Genomic DNA, 13,121 nt, shown 5'->3' on the forward strand with positions numbered 1-13,121 from the left:
GTTGATCACGAACAAGGGCTGCCTTTGCAGGCGGCACATTGGCGCTGACTGTCATCCTGGCGGCGATGCGTACAGTGAGGAATTCAAAAAAATGAATCGAGGTGATAGTTGCGATAAATTATTGCGCGCTAATCGTTAGTCTATTAAATATTTCCGTGGGCGCCTGATCCTTTGTCAAAGCGGCCGGAAATTCGTGCGAAGGAAACAAGGGCCTGCATGAGGTTAATCAGGCAAACCCTAGATAGGTGGATGTTCAGGGTGGCGCCATGCGTCAAAACTCGGTTATGACGGTTACCCCTGCCGTCTCGAAGCGGTCCATGTTCGTCAACGCGTCGATGGACTGTTCCAGGCTGATGGTTTTGCCCACGAGTTTTTCAGGCGCCAGCTTGCCTGAGGTGATCATCTCGATCATCGCGCCATAGCGATGCGCCTGCATGCCGTGGCTACCGTAGATCTCAAGTTCATGGGCGATGACCTTGCCCATGGGGATGGCCGGCGTGGCGTGATCAGCGAGCATCAACCCGACCTGGACGTGCTTGCCGCGACGGCGCAGGTTATTGATGGAGTTGAAACAGGTGGTTGGGTGGCCCAAGGCGTCCAGCGAGACGTGGGCACCGCCCTGGGTGATTTCCAGCACGGCTTCGGTGACGTCCGCGACGCACTGGGCATTGATGGTGGCGACAGCGCCGAGGGCGCGTGCCAGGTCGAGTTTTTCCTGGGAAATGTCGATGGCGATCACGTTCGCGCCAATGGCCTGGGCGATCATCACCGCAGACAGGCCTACACCTCCGCAGCCATGTACCGCGACCCACTGACCGGCGCTGACGTTGCCTTGGTCGACGACTGCACGGAACGAGGTGGCGAAGCGACAACCCAGGCTTGCGGCGGTAGCGAAGTCCATGCTCTCAGGCAGCGCGACCAGGTTCAGATCGGCCTGATGGATGCCGACGTACTCGGCAAACGACCCCCAATGAGTGAAGCCCGGCTGGAATTGCGTGTGACACACCTGCTGATTGCCGCTGTTGCACTGCGCACAAGTACCACAGCCACCCACGAACGGCACGGTCACCCGGTCACCGACCTTCCACCGCGTGACGTCGTGGCCCACCTCGGCCACGATGCCGGCCAGCTCATGACCCGGTACATGGGGCAGTTCAATGTCGGGGTCATGACCTTTCCAGCCATGCCAGTCGCTGCGGCACACTCCGGTGCCAAGCACCTGGATCACCACGCCATGGCGTTCCGGAGATGGATCGGCCACGTTCATCAGGCGCGGCGGTTTGGAAAAGGCTTCGTAGACGACTGCTTTCATTCAAATTACCTAGGCTTGGAGGGGCGATTCAGGCATTGCCATTATGAATGAGCGCCTTGAAATTACCCTTCAAGTTGCCATTGACCGAACGCAATAATTGAAATTAACCTTCATTTTTAAGCATGAATTTGAGGGGTTATTTCATGATTGAGCAGCTCGATAAGGCGGACATTGCAATATCGGAACGTTTGCAGCGGGACGGCAAGCTGTCGAATGTGAAGCTGGCCGAGCAGCTGTCCCTCAGCGAAGCGTCCTGTTGGCGCAAGCAAAGACGCCTGGAAGAATGCGGGGTTATCGAGGGATACCAGGCCATTCTCAATCGAAAGAAACTCGGGCTGGGCCTGAAGGCGTTTGTCCAGATCTCCTGCACGGATCACAGCGAAGAAGCCACGGCAACGTTTGAAAAGATTATCCAGGCGGCCCCGCAGGTATTGAGTTGCCATAACACAACGGGGGAGGCGGACTTTCTCCTTGAGGTGGTTGCACGGGACCTGGACAGCTATAGCCGCTTTGTCGAAACAGTGCTGAGGAAGCTCCCGGGGGTTTCCAGTATTCGCTCGAACCTCTCCCTGCGCGAGATGAAGACCACTCATCGACTGCCCGTCAGCGAGCTCTTGAGCATCTGAAGGCGGTCGGGCACGTGGAGAGCCATCGTTCGTCCGGATAATCGAGCATTTCGGCACTGTTATCGAGCATTTCGGCACAGTCTCCCGGTTTTGTTCAACCTAGACTCGAGCTTCACTTTCAGACTCAGCTGGAGCCGCGATGAACATCAGATCAATCCTGCCTGCACTCTCCATGGCCGTCACACTCAGTGGCTACGCTGCGGATTTCTCACTGACCAGCCGGGATATTGCTGACAACCGCCCGTTGACCCGTCGCGAAGTGTTCCAGGGCTTCGGTTGCGACGGTGGCAACACGTCTCCTGAGCTTTCGTGGACAAACGCCCCGGCAGGGACCAAAAGCTACGCGATCACCGTTTACGATCCCGATGCCCCCACCGGCAGCGGTTGGTGGCATTGGACGGTGGTCAACCTGCCGGCCTCCACCCATAGTTTGCCACGCGGCGTGGGGGCGAACCTGCCTGCGGGTGCAGTACAAGGGCGAACCGATTATGGCCAGCCGGGGTTCGGTGGCGCTTGCCCTCCTGTCGGCGATAAACCCCATCGCTATCAATTCACCGTGTGGGCCTTGAAAGTCGATAAGCTACCGCTCGACAACCAGGCCAGCGGAGCCTTGGTCGGTTACATGCTCAACGCCAACGTCCTGGCCAAAGCGACCATTACTTCCACTTACGGACGTTAAGAACCATGCGCCCTTGTGACGGCATACAGCACCGGGAAAATATTATCGATGCCTGTGTCATACGGGCGCGACATGCCCTTACCTTGCCCAGGGTGCCGGTGTTCGTGACCACCTTGTGTCGAGTGCGGCAGGGGGAAAAACTGTTGCAATGGGATGACCGTGAAATGCGCGCAGGGCCTCGGCATCTGATTCTGATGCCGGCCGGGCGCGAGCTGGGTATCTCAAACTTCCCCGGCCCTCAGGGTCACTACATCGCCGATGCGGTGACCTTTCCCGTCTCGACATTGCGTCACTTCAGCAGCCGATATAGCCAGCAGATCAAGAGTGGTCGCGGTGCACTGAAGAGCGATCTATGCGTTCCCCTGGACAGGCACACCACCCAGGCATGGGAGCAGTTGCTGGTCGCCATCCATGCAAACGCCCCGCAGGCGCTCTGCACACATTATGGGGAAGCGGTGCTGCTGAGCCTATGCCTTGGCGGCCAGGTCGGACCTTTGCTGATGGGGCGCAACGATCCCTTGTGCGAGCGGGTGCAGCATCTGGTAATGGCCAACCCGGAGCGAGACTGGACGGTTGCGAGCGTCGCACAGCACATGAACCTGGGGGAGTCGACCTTGCGTCGCCAACTGGCGAACGAGGGGAATAGTTTCAGGAACATTCTGGAGGGCGTTCGACTGTCGACAGCATTACAACGGCTGCAGACAACGTCTCGCCCGATCGGTGAAATTGCCGGCGCCTGCGGCTACGCCTCGGCCTCACGTTTTGCCGTGCGTTTTCGCTCACACTATGGCCTGTCACCCCGTGAATTGCGGGCCGCGATTTGAACCGTTGCGGGAGGGCGTCCCCCCGTCTGCCGGCCGGCAGTGTGAGCCAGGTGTTGACGTCTATCGGTGGGTAGCGGACCAGACTGTCTGGCGATAGTGCTACTGTCTACGCAGTCCCCCCGGAGCCTGCTGGATGACCCATCAAACTTCAGTTCACCCCATCGCAACGCCTCCCGCCGCGCCAGGCCCTGAAAAACCGCGCGCTCACCCACCTATGTGGCATGGCAATCCGGACTTACCCACCTTCGGCAGCACTGGGGCGGCCATATTGGGTTTCTGTTTTGTGCTGCTTATGTTCCTGCCGGTCATAGGGGTGACGGTGCTGATCCTTTTCGGTCTCGAAGCGATGCAAGGCGCATCGTCCAGCGATGGGGCGAGTCCCACCACGTCGCCTCTCATCCTGGCTATGCTTGGTGTTGTTGTGCTCATGGGGCTGGTTTTCGCGTGGATGTTCTCTGCGTCCAGAGTGCTGGCCTTCACCTTTGACGAAAACCGGCAACTGCTGACTCTCACCGTCACCCGTCGCGGCCGTAAACCCGCCGAAGTGCAGGTGCCCTTCAGCGATATCATTTGTATCAGCCCTTACGTGCTCGCCAGTTATGACCGCCATGGCCATTTCAGCGTCGTGTGCCAGGGGCGGAGGGGCAAGGAGTTCGAATATCGATTGGCTGAGGGGACTTCTCTGGAAGACATGGAATTTCATGCTGCATGGCTGCGCGCAATAATAGGCGAACGGATGCATGAACCAATGAATCTGGACAAATGAACGAAGCACCTCCGGGCACTATCACCTTTCAATCGCATCGATAATTGCCCCGCCGTCAGCGCCATCCAGCAAATACCCACGGCGTCGAATGGATCGAAACACGCACCGGCAGTGTCACCTTGTGCCAGCCTGGGCGCGTCCATTCGTCTGTTGCCCGGCACTCTGGGGGGCATGGCGTTTCTCAACCTTAAGCACGGATATCCCGAGCCCAAGAACGGAGAGCCAGCATGGAAATCAATGAGAATGCCCCGGGCAACATTTCACAGCAGGCTGTAACGCGCGGGACGGACAACGAGACAGGGCACGACCCGAGGCGTGATGAGGATAAGATCCCGCTGCCGCCGGACGACGATGCCCCCCTTGAGGAGGATATGTCTGATGTGGACGCTGCCGATTCAGTGGCGAGCGAACACCCTGACAACTGAGGTGTTTCAGATCAACGAACCCGGCCAGGGTGTCGCAGGTGGCTGGGAATCTGAAGGCGGCTGTAAAGCCGCCTTCTGGGCGATGGCTAGCGGGCGTTCAGCCCGTCGAGAAACTCGGTGTGTTGCAACGTCCTGGAAAACATCGGCAGCGTGAAGCGTTCGGCAGCCTGTTGTTGCTCCTCGGTGAAGGTCGCGGTGCAATCGATCAGGGTCACCACGTTATAGCCCTTCTCATAACCTGATCGTACCGTGCCTTCGACACAGCAATTGGTCAGGAAACCCGCTACCACCAGGGTCTGGATGCCGTTGTTGCGCAGCACCAGGTCCAGGCCCGTGGTGGCGAAACCGTCCAGCCCGCGCTTGCCCTCCACGAGAATGTCGCCGGCTTCCCGGGTAATCGCCTCGCTGATGTCGGCGCCCCAACTGCCGGTGCGGAAAGCGCTGCCATCGGCAACGCCCTTGAGAATCCCGTAGTCGCGGGTGGTCAGTTCCGGATAGCCCTCGGCGAACTGGATCGGCAGGTGGATGATCTTCACGCCGAGCGTGCGCGCCTGTTCAACCGTGGTGGCGGTGTTCGCGAGCATATTGGACGTGTGCATGACGTCTTTGACGGCGTCATGGAAGACGCCGCCTTGGGTGGTGAAATCGTTCTGGTATTCGATCAGGACCAGGGCGGTGGTGTGTGGGTTCATGTCGGGTCTCCGATAAGTGGGTCGAGCAACAAGCGTAGAACAGCAGGCAGGGTTGAGTGGGGCGGCAGTCAAACACAAAACTATGGCTCGGAACGCCGCATCCGTTCACAGACCGCGGGCAAAGCGGGCACTTTGATACTATGCTCATTGCCAATGCGAGCCATCTATGGGTCTCAATGTTCGGCCGCCAAGGGCACTGAGCCTAGCAAAACATTGACGTTGGCCAGCAGCCTTGTATCGGCCAGACAGCCGGTGGGTGGGCTTCAGGCGTTTTCAACGGCTCACGCAACAACCCGCACGCGGCATACAGGGAAACGTTCAATGCCTGCCCCACACCTCACCTGTTCGAAAATCTCCAATTTGGGGGCCAAGTGCTCCAACCAGAACACTCCGTCGATCCAGGCTGTAAGCCAGTGCGGGTGGATGACTGTTGGTAAATGCCAAGCACGATGGAGAACAGCATGAACACCCAGTCGATCCACACGACCTTGGGGCGCTTCGCCGGCTGCGTGGCGGTGCTGGCGATAGTTGCCGGCAATCCGGCCCACGCTGCCGCCGACGGCATCGCCAGCGGCCCTACCGCGAGCTACAGCATTGCCTTCAGCAATTCCTATGCAGGCAGCGATTTTCGCAAGGTGATGGTGCGCAACTGGCAGGAAATTGCGCTCCAGGCGCAAAAGGAGGGCTTGATCCGCGAGGCTCCCGTCGTCAGCGCCAATAACTCGGCTTCGGAACAGGCAGCCCATATCCAGGACATGATCGTCAAGGGTGTCGATGCCATCGTGATCCTCGCTGCCTCCGACACGGCCCTCAACGGGGTGATCCGCGATGCCTGCAACGCCGGCATCGTGGTGGTCGTCATGGCCAGCCTGGTCACCGAGCCCTGTGTCTATACCGTGGATTACAACTGGTCCGCCATGGGCCGTGTGGAAATGGACTACATCGCCGAGCGCCTGAAGGGCAACGGGACGTTGCTGGAGATCCGCGGCATCGCTGGCGATGCCACGGATAAAAACATCAGCGATGGCATTCGCAAGGCCGCCAGCGACTATCCGGGCCTGAAATTCGTCAAGACCGTATACGGGAACTGGACGGCTTCTGTCGCCCGCAGGGAAGTGACGCTGGCGCTGCCGTCGCTGCCCGCCATTGATGCCGTGGCTACCCAGGGTGGCGACGGATATGGTGCGGCCATGGCGTTCAAGGCGGCGGGTCGCCCTTTGCCGATCATTGTGATGGGGAACCGTCAGGACGAACTTGCCCTGTGGAAACAGGAACGCGATGCCAATGGCTACGAGACAGTTTCTATCTCTGCCTCCCCGAGCGTCTCCCAGATGGGGTTCTGGGTGGCCCAGCAGATATTGGCGGGCAAGCAAGTGCCGAAGTTCGTCGAGGTGCCGCTGGTACGTATTGATGCCAAAGACCTGGACGCCTGGCTTGCCACTATGCCGGTGGGCGGTGCCGCCAATCCGTTCTACGGCCAGGCTTCCGTTGCGGCGATGATCGATGCAGCCATCAACCATACGGCGCCGCCGGCGCCTTTGCCGGAGGTGACGAAACAGTAGCGGCGGGCTAGGAGGCGAGGCCCCATGTTGACATTCAAATCAGCCACGGCCAGGCCTATTGCGGTCAGGATCGGCCTGGCGGTGGCCGCACTGGTGTTGCTGATGCTGGCGGTATCGCTCGTGAACCTCTACGGCCTGCGAGGCATGGTACGTGCGGTGGATTCCGCCAGCCATTCCGCGGAAATTCTGGCCTCGGTCAACGGGGCCACCGGGCGGGTGGAAAACTTCATTGCCACCCGCGACCAGGACAGCGTGTCCCAGGCCGAAGGCTTGGTCGCGACCGCTATCAACGGCCTTAACGCTATCCCGGCGGCAGAGGCGCAATCGCTCAAGGGCAGCCTGGAGAGGCTCGCTGCGGCGATCGCGTCCTTGCGGGTGGCGACGCTGACCATGGATGGCGAAACCGAGAATATGACCGCCCATTACGCCCGGATGCGAGAGGCGACGGCCCTCGTTGAAGAGGGTATCGCCGCTGGGCTGAAGGGCCTGGACTCCCGTGCTGCCGACCACCAGGCGCGGGTGAGCAACGCCCAGAGCGCCCATCGCATCCTGGATATCCTGCGCAACGGCGAACGCATCATTACCGCCAATGTGGCCCAGGTGCTGGTGAGCGGTGATGGTGCCGCCGCCATTGCGGCGCGCAACGCTTGTGCGGCGCTGCCGCCTGTGGTCGAGCAATTGCGTGAGTTGATGGGGGCGCCGCAACAGGTGGAGACCCTGGAACAGTTGGCGACGGCGGTGGCAGCAGCCAGCCTTGCGCTCGAACAGCTTGGCGAGGCTCCCAGGCTCCGGGGCGGCGAGGCTTTGCGGCATCTGGGGGCTGTTGGAGGTGTGGCAGAGCGCCTTGAAGTCATGTTGGCTGAAGTGGACGAGCACATTGCCCATGACGCCAGTGACATTCAGGCCGCCATCGGTTTGCTGCAAAACGCCGCCGCGTTGTCCAAGCGTTTCGCCGAACGTGTTGCCACCCTGGAAGCGCAGACCTTGTCGTTTCGCCTGGCGCCGTCGGCCGAGGTCGCCAGCTCTGTAGGCGTCATCCTCGATGAACTCTCCCGTCTCGCCCGGGTTCTGCCTTCGTCTGTGGGGCAGCAGGTCAACGCTACGCCCCTGACGGTCAGCGATCAGATTGCTGGCTACCGGGCGGCATTTGCCGGGTTCCATCAGGCGAGCAACGCCTTGGGCGACGCGCGCGACCAGGTTCGCATCGAGGCACGCAGCGCTGGCCTGTTGGTTGCGCGCTTCGCTGGCGAAGCGCGTTCAGACGCCTTGGTCCATAAGGATCGCGGCATGCTTGCGACGATAGTCGCTGGCGCCGTCGCCATCCTGCTGGCCGGAGCCATCGCCTGGAGCACCTCGCGGTTTGTCGCGCAGCCCATCGTCGCCCTGGCTTCGGTCATGCGCCGGCTGGCAGCCGGTGACTTGAGCGCCGAAATCGCCAGTGCTGGACGCGGCGATGAGATTGGGATCATGACTCGCGCCGTTCGGGTGTTCCAGGAGAATGCCTTACGCATCCGGGTGCTGGAGGCCGAGGCCGAAGCCGAAAGACAGCAGGTGCAGGCCTCTCTGGAGAGAATGGTCGCCGAACGGACCGACACGCTGCACCGACAGACCGAGGTGCTGGAGGCGCAGGCGGTTGCACTTATTCAGGCGCGCAACCAGGCCGAGACGGCCAACCAGGCAAAGAGTGATTTCGTCGCCACGGTCAGCCACGAACTGCGTACCCCCCTGACCCTTATTCTCGCCCCGTTGGAGCAGCTCTCGGTGGCGATCACGCCGCCGGCGGACTGGCGCGTGCAAATCGAGCGCGCACAACGAAACGCACTGCGCCTGATGAACCGCGTGAACGATATCCTTGACTTCTCCAAGGCCGAAGCAGGCAAGTTTGAGCTGTGTCCGGCGCCCGTTGATTTGAATAAGGCGGTGGGCGTGCTGGCCGAGGACGCCGCCATGGTGGCCAAGGGCAAAGGCTGCACGTTGACCTGCAGCATCGATCCTGCCCTCGGCACCGTGTTCCTGGACCCCCGACACTTCGAGAAGATTCTGCTCAACCTGGTGAGTAATGCCATCAAGTTCACCCCTGCTGGCGGTACGGTGCATCTGGCAGTCACTGCGCTTGATGACGAGCGATTTGAGCTCGCGGTGCAAGACTCGGGCATTGGCATCGCGCCTGACAAATTACCCCTGCTGTTCCAGCGTTTTTCCCAGATCGACAATTCCGCCACGCGGCATTACAGCGGTACAGGCATCGGCCTGGCCCTGGTCAAGGATCTGGTCGAACTGATGGGGGGCGAAGTCAGCGTCAACAGTGAGCCTGGAAAGGGGTCGTGCTTCCTTGTTCGATTTCCTCGGGGAACCGAGCAAAACACGGTGCCGACCGAAGCCGGTCATCTACATGAGGGATCGTCACCCACCGCAATGATCACAACCGAGCAGCGCCACTTGCTGTTCGATGACGGCCGCCGTGGCAGTAGCAACGACCAGGCGTCCATGGGCGATGCAGACAACGAGCAGCACCCGGAACGCACCTCGCAGTCCAGGGTCCTGGTGGTCGATGACAGCCCGGAAATGCTTGGCTACCTCAGCGAGCTTTTGCGCGACGACTACAGCGTCGTCACCGCCGCTGATGGAGAGCAGGCCTGGGCCATGCTGCAGCGTCATCCGATCAATGTCGTTCTCTCGGATGTGATGATGCCGGAGCTTGACGGCTTTGGCCTGACCGCCAGAATCAAGGCGAGCGCCGGTTTTGCCCATCTGCCCGTCATCCTGTTGACCGCCCGCGGCGGCAGCGAGGCTTGCATCTCCGGGTTGGAGAGTGGCGCCGATGACTATATCGCCAAACCTTTCTCGCCATTGGAGCTCAAGGCTCGCGTACGCGCGGCGCTACGCATGAGCCAGGTGCAATCCGAGCTGAATGCGAAATCCCGTCAGGCGGGCATGGCCGAGATCGCCACGACGGTGCTGCACAATGTCGGCAATGTCCTCAACAGCGTGAACGTTTCGGCCGAGCTGGTCAGCAGCCAGATGCGCACCTCCAAGGCCCAGGGCCTGGGCAAGGTGGCGCAGATGATGAACGAACACATCCATGAGCTGAGCGATTTCCTCACCCAGGACCAGAGGGGGAAAATGCTGCCCGACTACCTGCTCAAGCTGGCGCAGGCGGTGGCGGCAGAGCAGCAGGGCATCATCGAAGAGCTCGAGCAACTCACCAAAGGCATTGACCACATCAAGACCATTGTCGCTGCCCAGCAGTCCTATGCCGTTGCCGTCAGTGTCGTCGAGACAATACCGGTCTCGGAATTAATCGATGATGCCTGGCGCATGAGTGCCGGCTCACGGATGAATCAGGAGGTGAAGGTGGTCAAGGACATTGCCGACTTGCCCCTGCTGTCGCTGGACCGGCACCGGGTGCTGCTGATACTGGTGAACCTGATCAGAAACGCCAGGCAGGCGTTGGACGGCCTGGTCGATCGCAGCCCGTGCATCACGTTCAGCGCCTCCCTCATCGGTGACGGAGCAGTCTTGCGTATTACAGTGGCCGACAATGGCAACGGGATTACGCCAGAGCACCTGACGCGTATCTTTTCCCATGGCTTCACGACTCGCAAAGACGGTCACGGTTTCGGCCTGCACAGCTGCGCGCTCGCCGCGCAGGAAATGGGTGGCAGCCTCACCGTGCACAGCGACGGGGCCGGGCAGGGCGCAACCTTCATCCTCGAGATCCCTCTTGATGCGCCGTAGAGTAAGCGATGAGCATCGAACCTCTCCGGAATGATATATGGGTGGCGCTGGGCGACTTTTAATCAGTGCCAACCTAATTCAGGTCCTTTGTTAGATTAAATATATATAGCTTGCTGAGTGCAAAGCTGTTGGAAGCTATAAAGGGGCTGGGAAGTCAGGCAGTAAGCTGCCTAGTGCGAAAAAGTGTCATAAATAAAATTTCTTTTGATTCAATAGGCGAGAACAGGCAGTCGGTAGTTTTAAGAAAATCAATATGCGAAATCATGAAATTTTATTCATGTTGGTGGCTGAGAAACCCTGGTTTGCGATGCTTGATATTGCTGCAAGCATCCCAGTACATTTCATTTAATTTCCAGTATCAACGCTCACCAACAGGAAGTTACCCTATGCTGATTGCTAAAGCTGAAGTGTTTTTAGTAGAGGTTCCGTATAAAAATCCTTATCAGACCGCAACCAATATCACCGCCAAAGGGCGGCATATAGTGTTGAAACTGACGACAGACACGGGACTGGTGGGATGGGGAGAGTCGGGAATTATATCGAGAGGTTACCCCGCCCAGGGCGATACTCCCGAAACGATGCTGGCAGTATTGGAAACCTACTTGTGCCCTGCAATAATTGGTAAGAATCCATGCCTGTTTGAAATAATAATGAGCGAGCTTGATCTGGTCATTAAGGGGCATCTGTTTGCTAAGTGTGCAATAGATCATGGGCTTCTCGACCTTGCGGGAAAAGTATATGGCGTTCCAGTTTGTAACTTGTTGGGCGGCGCGCATGCGCTTAGTTATAAGGTGAGCCGCAGCTTACCGTTTGCTTGCGCTAAAGTGGTCACTGAGCGTGCGCTGGAGTTGCAAGGGCTTGGCTATGAGCGATTGACGCTCAAGGGATCCGGTGTATTGAAAGACGATTACGCCTGCTTTAAATCTGTCAGGCAGGCTTTAGGAGATGACTTTGAATTGGAAGTTGATCCCAACTGTGCCTATGACGTTTCCACCGCTATTCAGTTTATAAAGCGTATAGAGCAGCACGGTGTTTTTGCTGTCGAGCAACCTACACCCGGCCATGATATCTGCGGATTGGCGGAGGTCAAACGAAATGTCTGCACCCCTATCATCGCCGATGAAAGCGTTTTCAATGCTCGAGATCTAAAGGAGATAATTCACCTCAACGCCGCGCACGTCATCTGTCTGAAACCATTCAAGTCGGGTGGCATATTAGCCTCCCGCCGCTTATGTGCTGCGGCCGAGATCGCCGATTTACAAGTCAGTACTGGTAGCATGCACCCGTTTGGTATTGGCACAGCAGCCCTTCATCATTTTGTTTCTACCCTGAAAAATGTAGCGACCACCGGATACGGATGCCCTACTGAGAGATTTGTAGACGATATAGTTGATGAAAGTTGTTACTCGTTTTGCGATGGGCAAGTGAAACTTTCCATCGATAAGCCAGGGTTGGGTGTAGAGGTTAATGAAGAAAAACTACTTTCATATACCTCGCGCTACAAGTCGATTGAGCGCTCGAAAGCCGTATAATCTTTTAATGCAATGGAATGTATTTTATGACTTTTATAACACTCGTCGATTCTACGCTGCGCGAAGGAAATCAAGCGCCTGGGGTTAAACTCACAACCCAATCTACCTTGACCATAGCCTACGCACTCGCAGATGCAGGTATCGACTTTATCGAAGCCGGCCACCCGTATGCGTCGAAACAAGAGTTCGACAGGGTTACCGCGCTTGTACAATCAAAGATCGCCAAAAATATCCTTGCGCATTCCCGCGCGCATCAAGATGATATTGATGCGGTTGCGGCGACAGGGGCAAACTGGATAGGCATATTTGCTGGTATCAATGAGACGTCACAGAAATATCGAATTAGAAAATCAAAAGCACAGATACAGGATCTCATTAAACGAAGTGTGTTGTATGCAAAATCACTGGGCCTGAAAGTTCGCTATACCATTGAAGACGCTTCTCGAACGCCGTCTGATGATTTGATTGAGACGTTTAAGATTGCTAAAGCTGCCGGCGCGGACCGAATTTGTTATGCCGACTCATTAGGGATTTGCGAACCTTTCAAGGTTCAGGCCACTATTGAACTAATCAGGCAGTCACTGTCTGAGATTGACCTCGAAGTGCACTTTCATGACGACAGAGGTTTGGCGATGGCAAATACCTTGGCCTCCATTGAAGCAGGCGCTACTTTTATTTCCTGTACCGTCAATGGCATCGGCGAGCGATGCGGTATCACCGAAACATGCCTTCTGATTACTAATTTGCACTTCAACTCAATAGCTTGCAGCGGTAGAGCGTCGAAAGTTCTAAAGCTCAGCAGCATCGTTTCGAAAACGCTGGGCGACGCCTTTGACCGACGCCGCCCGATTATCGGCGAGTACAGCTTCGTACATACCGCAAAGCTTCATGTGACCGCCAGCTCCCGAAACAGAAACTGCTATCACTGGATAGACCCGGCTTACTTGAGCGAGTAAGCCGTGCCA

Annotated in this window: 10 protein-coding genes and 3 pseudogenes; 11 read left to right on the forward strand and 2 right to left on the reverse strand. The window is 58.0% G+C overall.

Going from position 1 to position 13,121, the window contains the following annotated elements; translation table 11 throughout:
• Positions 1-271: 271 nt before the first annotated feature.
• Complete coding sequence (locus NIBR502773_RS29520; protein ID WP_141157675.1) at positions 272-1,312, reverse strand: zinc-dependent alcohol dehydrogenase family protein; 1,041 nt, start codon at positions 1,310-1,312, stop codon at positions 272-274.
• 143 nt (positions 1,313-1,455) lie between these two features.
• Here NIBR502773_RS29520 and NIBR502773_RS29525 point away from each other — a divergent pair, with 143 nt between their 5' ends.
• From NIBR502773_RS29525 to NIBR502773_RS29545, 5 genes are all read left to right on the forward strand, one after another.
• The gene (locus NIBR502773_RS29525; protein ID WP_065941773.1) at positions 1,456-1,938 is read left to right on the forward strand and encodes an Lrp/AsnC family transcriptional regulator; all 483 of its coding nucleotides are present in this window, start codon (positions 1,456-1,458) and stop codon (positions 1,936-1,938) included.
• 139 nt (positions 1,939-2,077) lie between these two features.
• On the forward strand, positions 2,078-2,617 hold the full coding sequence (locus NIBR502773_RS29530; protein ID WP_141157676.1) for a kinase inhibitor: 540 nt from the start codon (positions 2,078-2,080) through the stop codon (positions 2,615-2,617).
• A gap of 5 nt (positions 2,618-2,622) precedes the next feature.
• Positions 2,623-3,441 (forward strand): helix-turn-helix transcriptional regulator, encoded by an 819-nt coding sequence (locus tag NIBR502773_RS29535; RefSeq protein ID WP_065941623.1) that lies wholly within the window; start codon positions 2,623-2,625, stop codon positions 3,439-3,441.
• Positions 3,442-3,574: 133 nt separating this feature from the next.
• On the forward strand, positions 3,575-4,207 hold the full coding sequence (locus tag NIBR502773_RS29540) for a hypothetical protein (RefSeq protein WP_227451460.1): 633 nt from the start codon (positions 3,575-3,577) through the stop codon (positions 4,205-4,207).
• Between the two features lie 227 nt (positions 4,208-4,434).
• Complete coding sequence (locus NIBR502773_RS29545; protein WP_141157677.1) at positions 4,435-4,632, forward strand: hypothetical protein; 198 nt, start codon at positions 4,435-4,437, stop codon at positions 4,630-4,632.
• A gap of 86 nt (positions 4,633-4,718) precedes the next feature.
• Here the strand turns inward: NIBR502773_RS29545 and NIBR502773_RS29550 are convergent, their stop codons facing one another.
• Positions 4,719-5,324, reverse strand: coding sequence for a cysteine hydrolase (locus tag NIBR502773_RS29550; RefSeq protein WP_065941621.1), 606 nt, complete (start codon positions 5,322-5,324; stop codon positions 4,719-4,721).
• A gap of 461 nt (positions 5,325-5,785) precedes the next feature.
• On the opposite strand from NIBR502773_RS29550, the gene NIBR502773_RS29555 reads away from it, so the two are divergent.
• The 6 genes and pseudogenes from NIBR502773_RS29555 (at position 5,786) to NIBR502773_RS29570 (ending at position 13,112) form a co-directional block, all read left to right on the forward strand.
• On the forward strand, positions 5,786-6,886 hold the full coding sequence (locus NIBR502773_RS29555) for an ABC transporter substrate-binding protein (protein ID WP_141157678.1): 1,101 nt from the start codon (positions 5,786-5,788) through the stop codon (positions 6,884-6,886).
• A gap of 1,395 nt (positions 6,887-8,281) precedes the next feature.
• Positions 8,282-9,175, forward strand: a pseudogene (locus tag NIBR502773_RS31485) (sensor histidine kinase); the annotation flags it as partial.
• Positions 9,176-9,484: 309 nt separating this feature from the next.
• Positions 9,485-9,772, forward strand: a pseudogene (locus NIBR502773_RS31490) (response regulator transcription factor); the annotation flags it as partial.
• A 567-nt stretch (positions 9,773-10,339) separates the two neighbouring features.
• Positions 10,340-10,624: pseudogene (locus tag NIBR502773_RS31495) on the forward strand (ATP-binding protein); the annotation flags it as partial.
• A gap of 386 nt (positions 10,625-11,010) precedes the next feature.
• On the forward strand, positions 11,011-12,156 hold the full coding sequence (locus tag NIBR502773_RS29565; RefSeq protein ID WP_168209025.1) for a mandelate racemase/muconate lactonizing enzyme family protein: 1,146 nt from the start codon (positions 11,011-11,013) through the stop codon (positions 12,154-12,156).
• A 26-nt stretch (positions 12,157-12,182) separates the two neighbouring features.
• Positions 12,183-13,112 carry a LeuA family protein gene (locus NIBR502773_RS29570; protein ID WP_168209026.1) on the forward strand — a complete coding sequence of 310 codons (930 nt, stop codon included), beginning with the start codon at positions 12,183-12,185 and terminating at the stop codon, positions 13,110-13,112.
• The last annotated feature ends 9 nt before the right edge of the window (positions 13,113-13,121 follow it).

Origin of the sequence: Pseudomonas sp. NIBRBAC000502773 (assembly GCF_006517195.1) — a bacterium.
In the GTDB taxonomy this organism is placed as follows: domain Bacteria; phylum Pseudomonadota; class Gammaproteobacteria; order Pseudomonadales; family Pseudomonadaceae; genus Aquipseudomonas; species Aquipseudomonas marginalis.

What these genes read in the sequence shown, in the direction of transcription:
- NIBR502773_RS29520 (WP_141157675.1), bottom strand. Translation starts at nt 1,312, where the DNA reads ATGAAAGCAGTCGTCTACGAAGCCTTTTCCAAACCGCCGCGCCTGATG.
- NIBR502773_RS29525 (WP_065941773.1), top strand. Translation starts at nt 1,456, where the DNA reads ATGATTGAGCAGCTCGATAAGGCGGACATTGCAATATCGGAACGTTTG.
- NIBR502773_RS29530 (WP_141157676.1), top strand. Translation starts at nt 2,078, where the DNA reads ATGAACATCAGATCAATCCTGCCTGCACTCTCCATGGCCGTCACACTC.
- NIBR502773_RS29535 (WP_065941623.1), top strand. Translation starts at nt 2,623, where the DNA reads ATGCGCCCTTGTGACGGCATACAGCACCGGGAAAATATTATCGATGCC.
- NIBR502773_RS29540 (WP_227451460.1), top strand. Translation starts at nt 3,575, where the DNA reads ATGACCCATCAAACTTCAGTTCACCCCATCGCAACGCCTCCCGCCGCG.
- NIBR502773_RS29545 (WP_141157677.1), top strand. Translation starts at nt 4,435, where the DNA reads ATGGAAATCAATGAGAATGCCCCGGGCAACATTTCACAGCAGGCTGTA.
- NIBR502773_RS29550 (WP_065941621.1), bottom strand. Translation starts at nt 5,324, where the DNA reads ATGAACCCACACACCACCGCCCTGGTCCTGATCGAATACCAGAACGAT.
- NIBR502773_RS29555 (WP_141157678.1), top strand. Translation starts at nt 5,786, where the DNA reads ATGAACACCCAGTCGATCCACACGACCTTGGGGCGCTTCGCCGGCTGC.
- NIBR502773_RS29565 (WP_168209025.1), top strand. Translation starts at nt 11,011, where the DNA reads ATGCTGATTGCTAAAGCTGAAGTGTTTTTAGTAGAGGTTCCGTATAAA.
- NIBR502773_RS29570 (WP_168209026.1), top strand. Translation starts at nt 12,183, where the DNA reads ATGACTTTTATAACACTCGTCGATTCTACGCTGCGCGAAGGAAATCAA.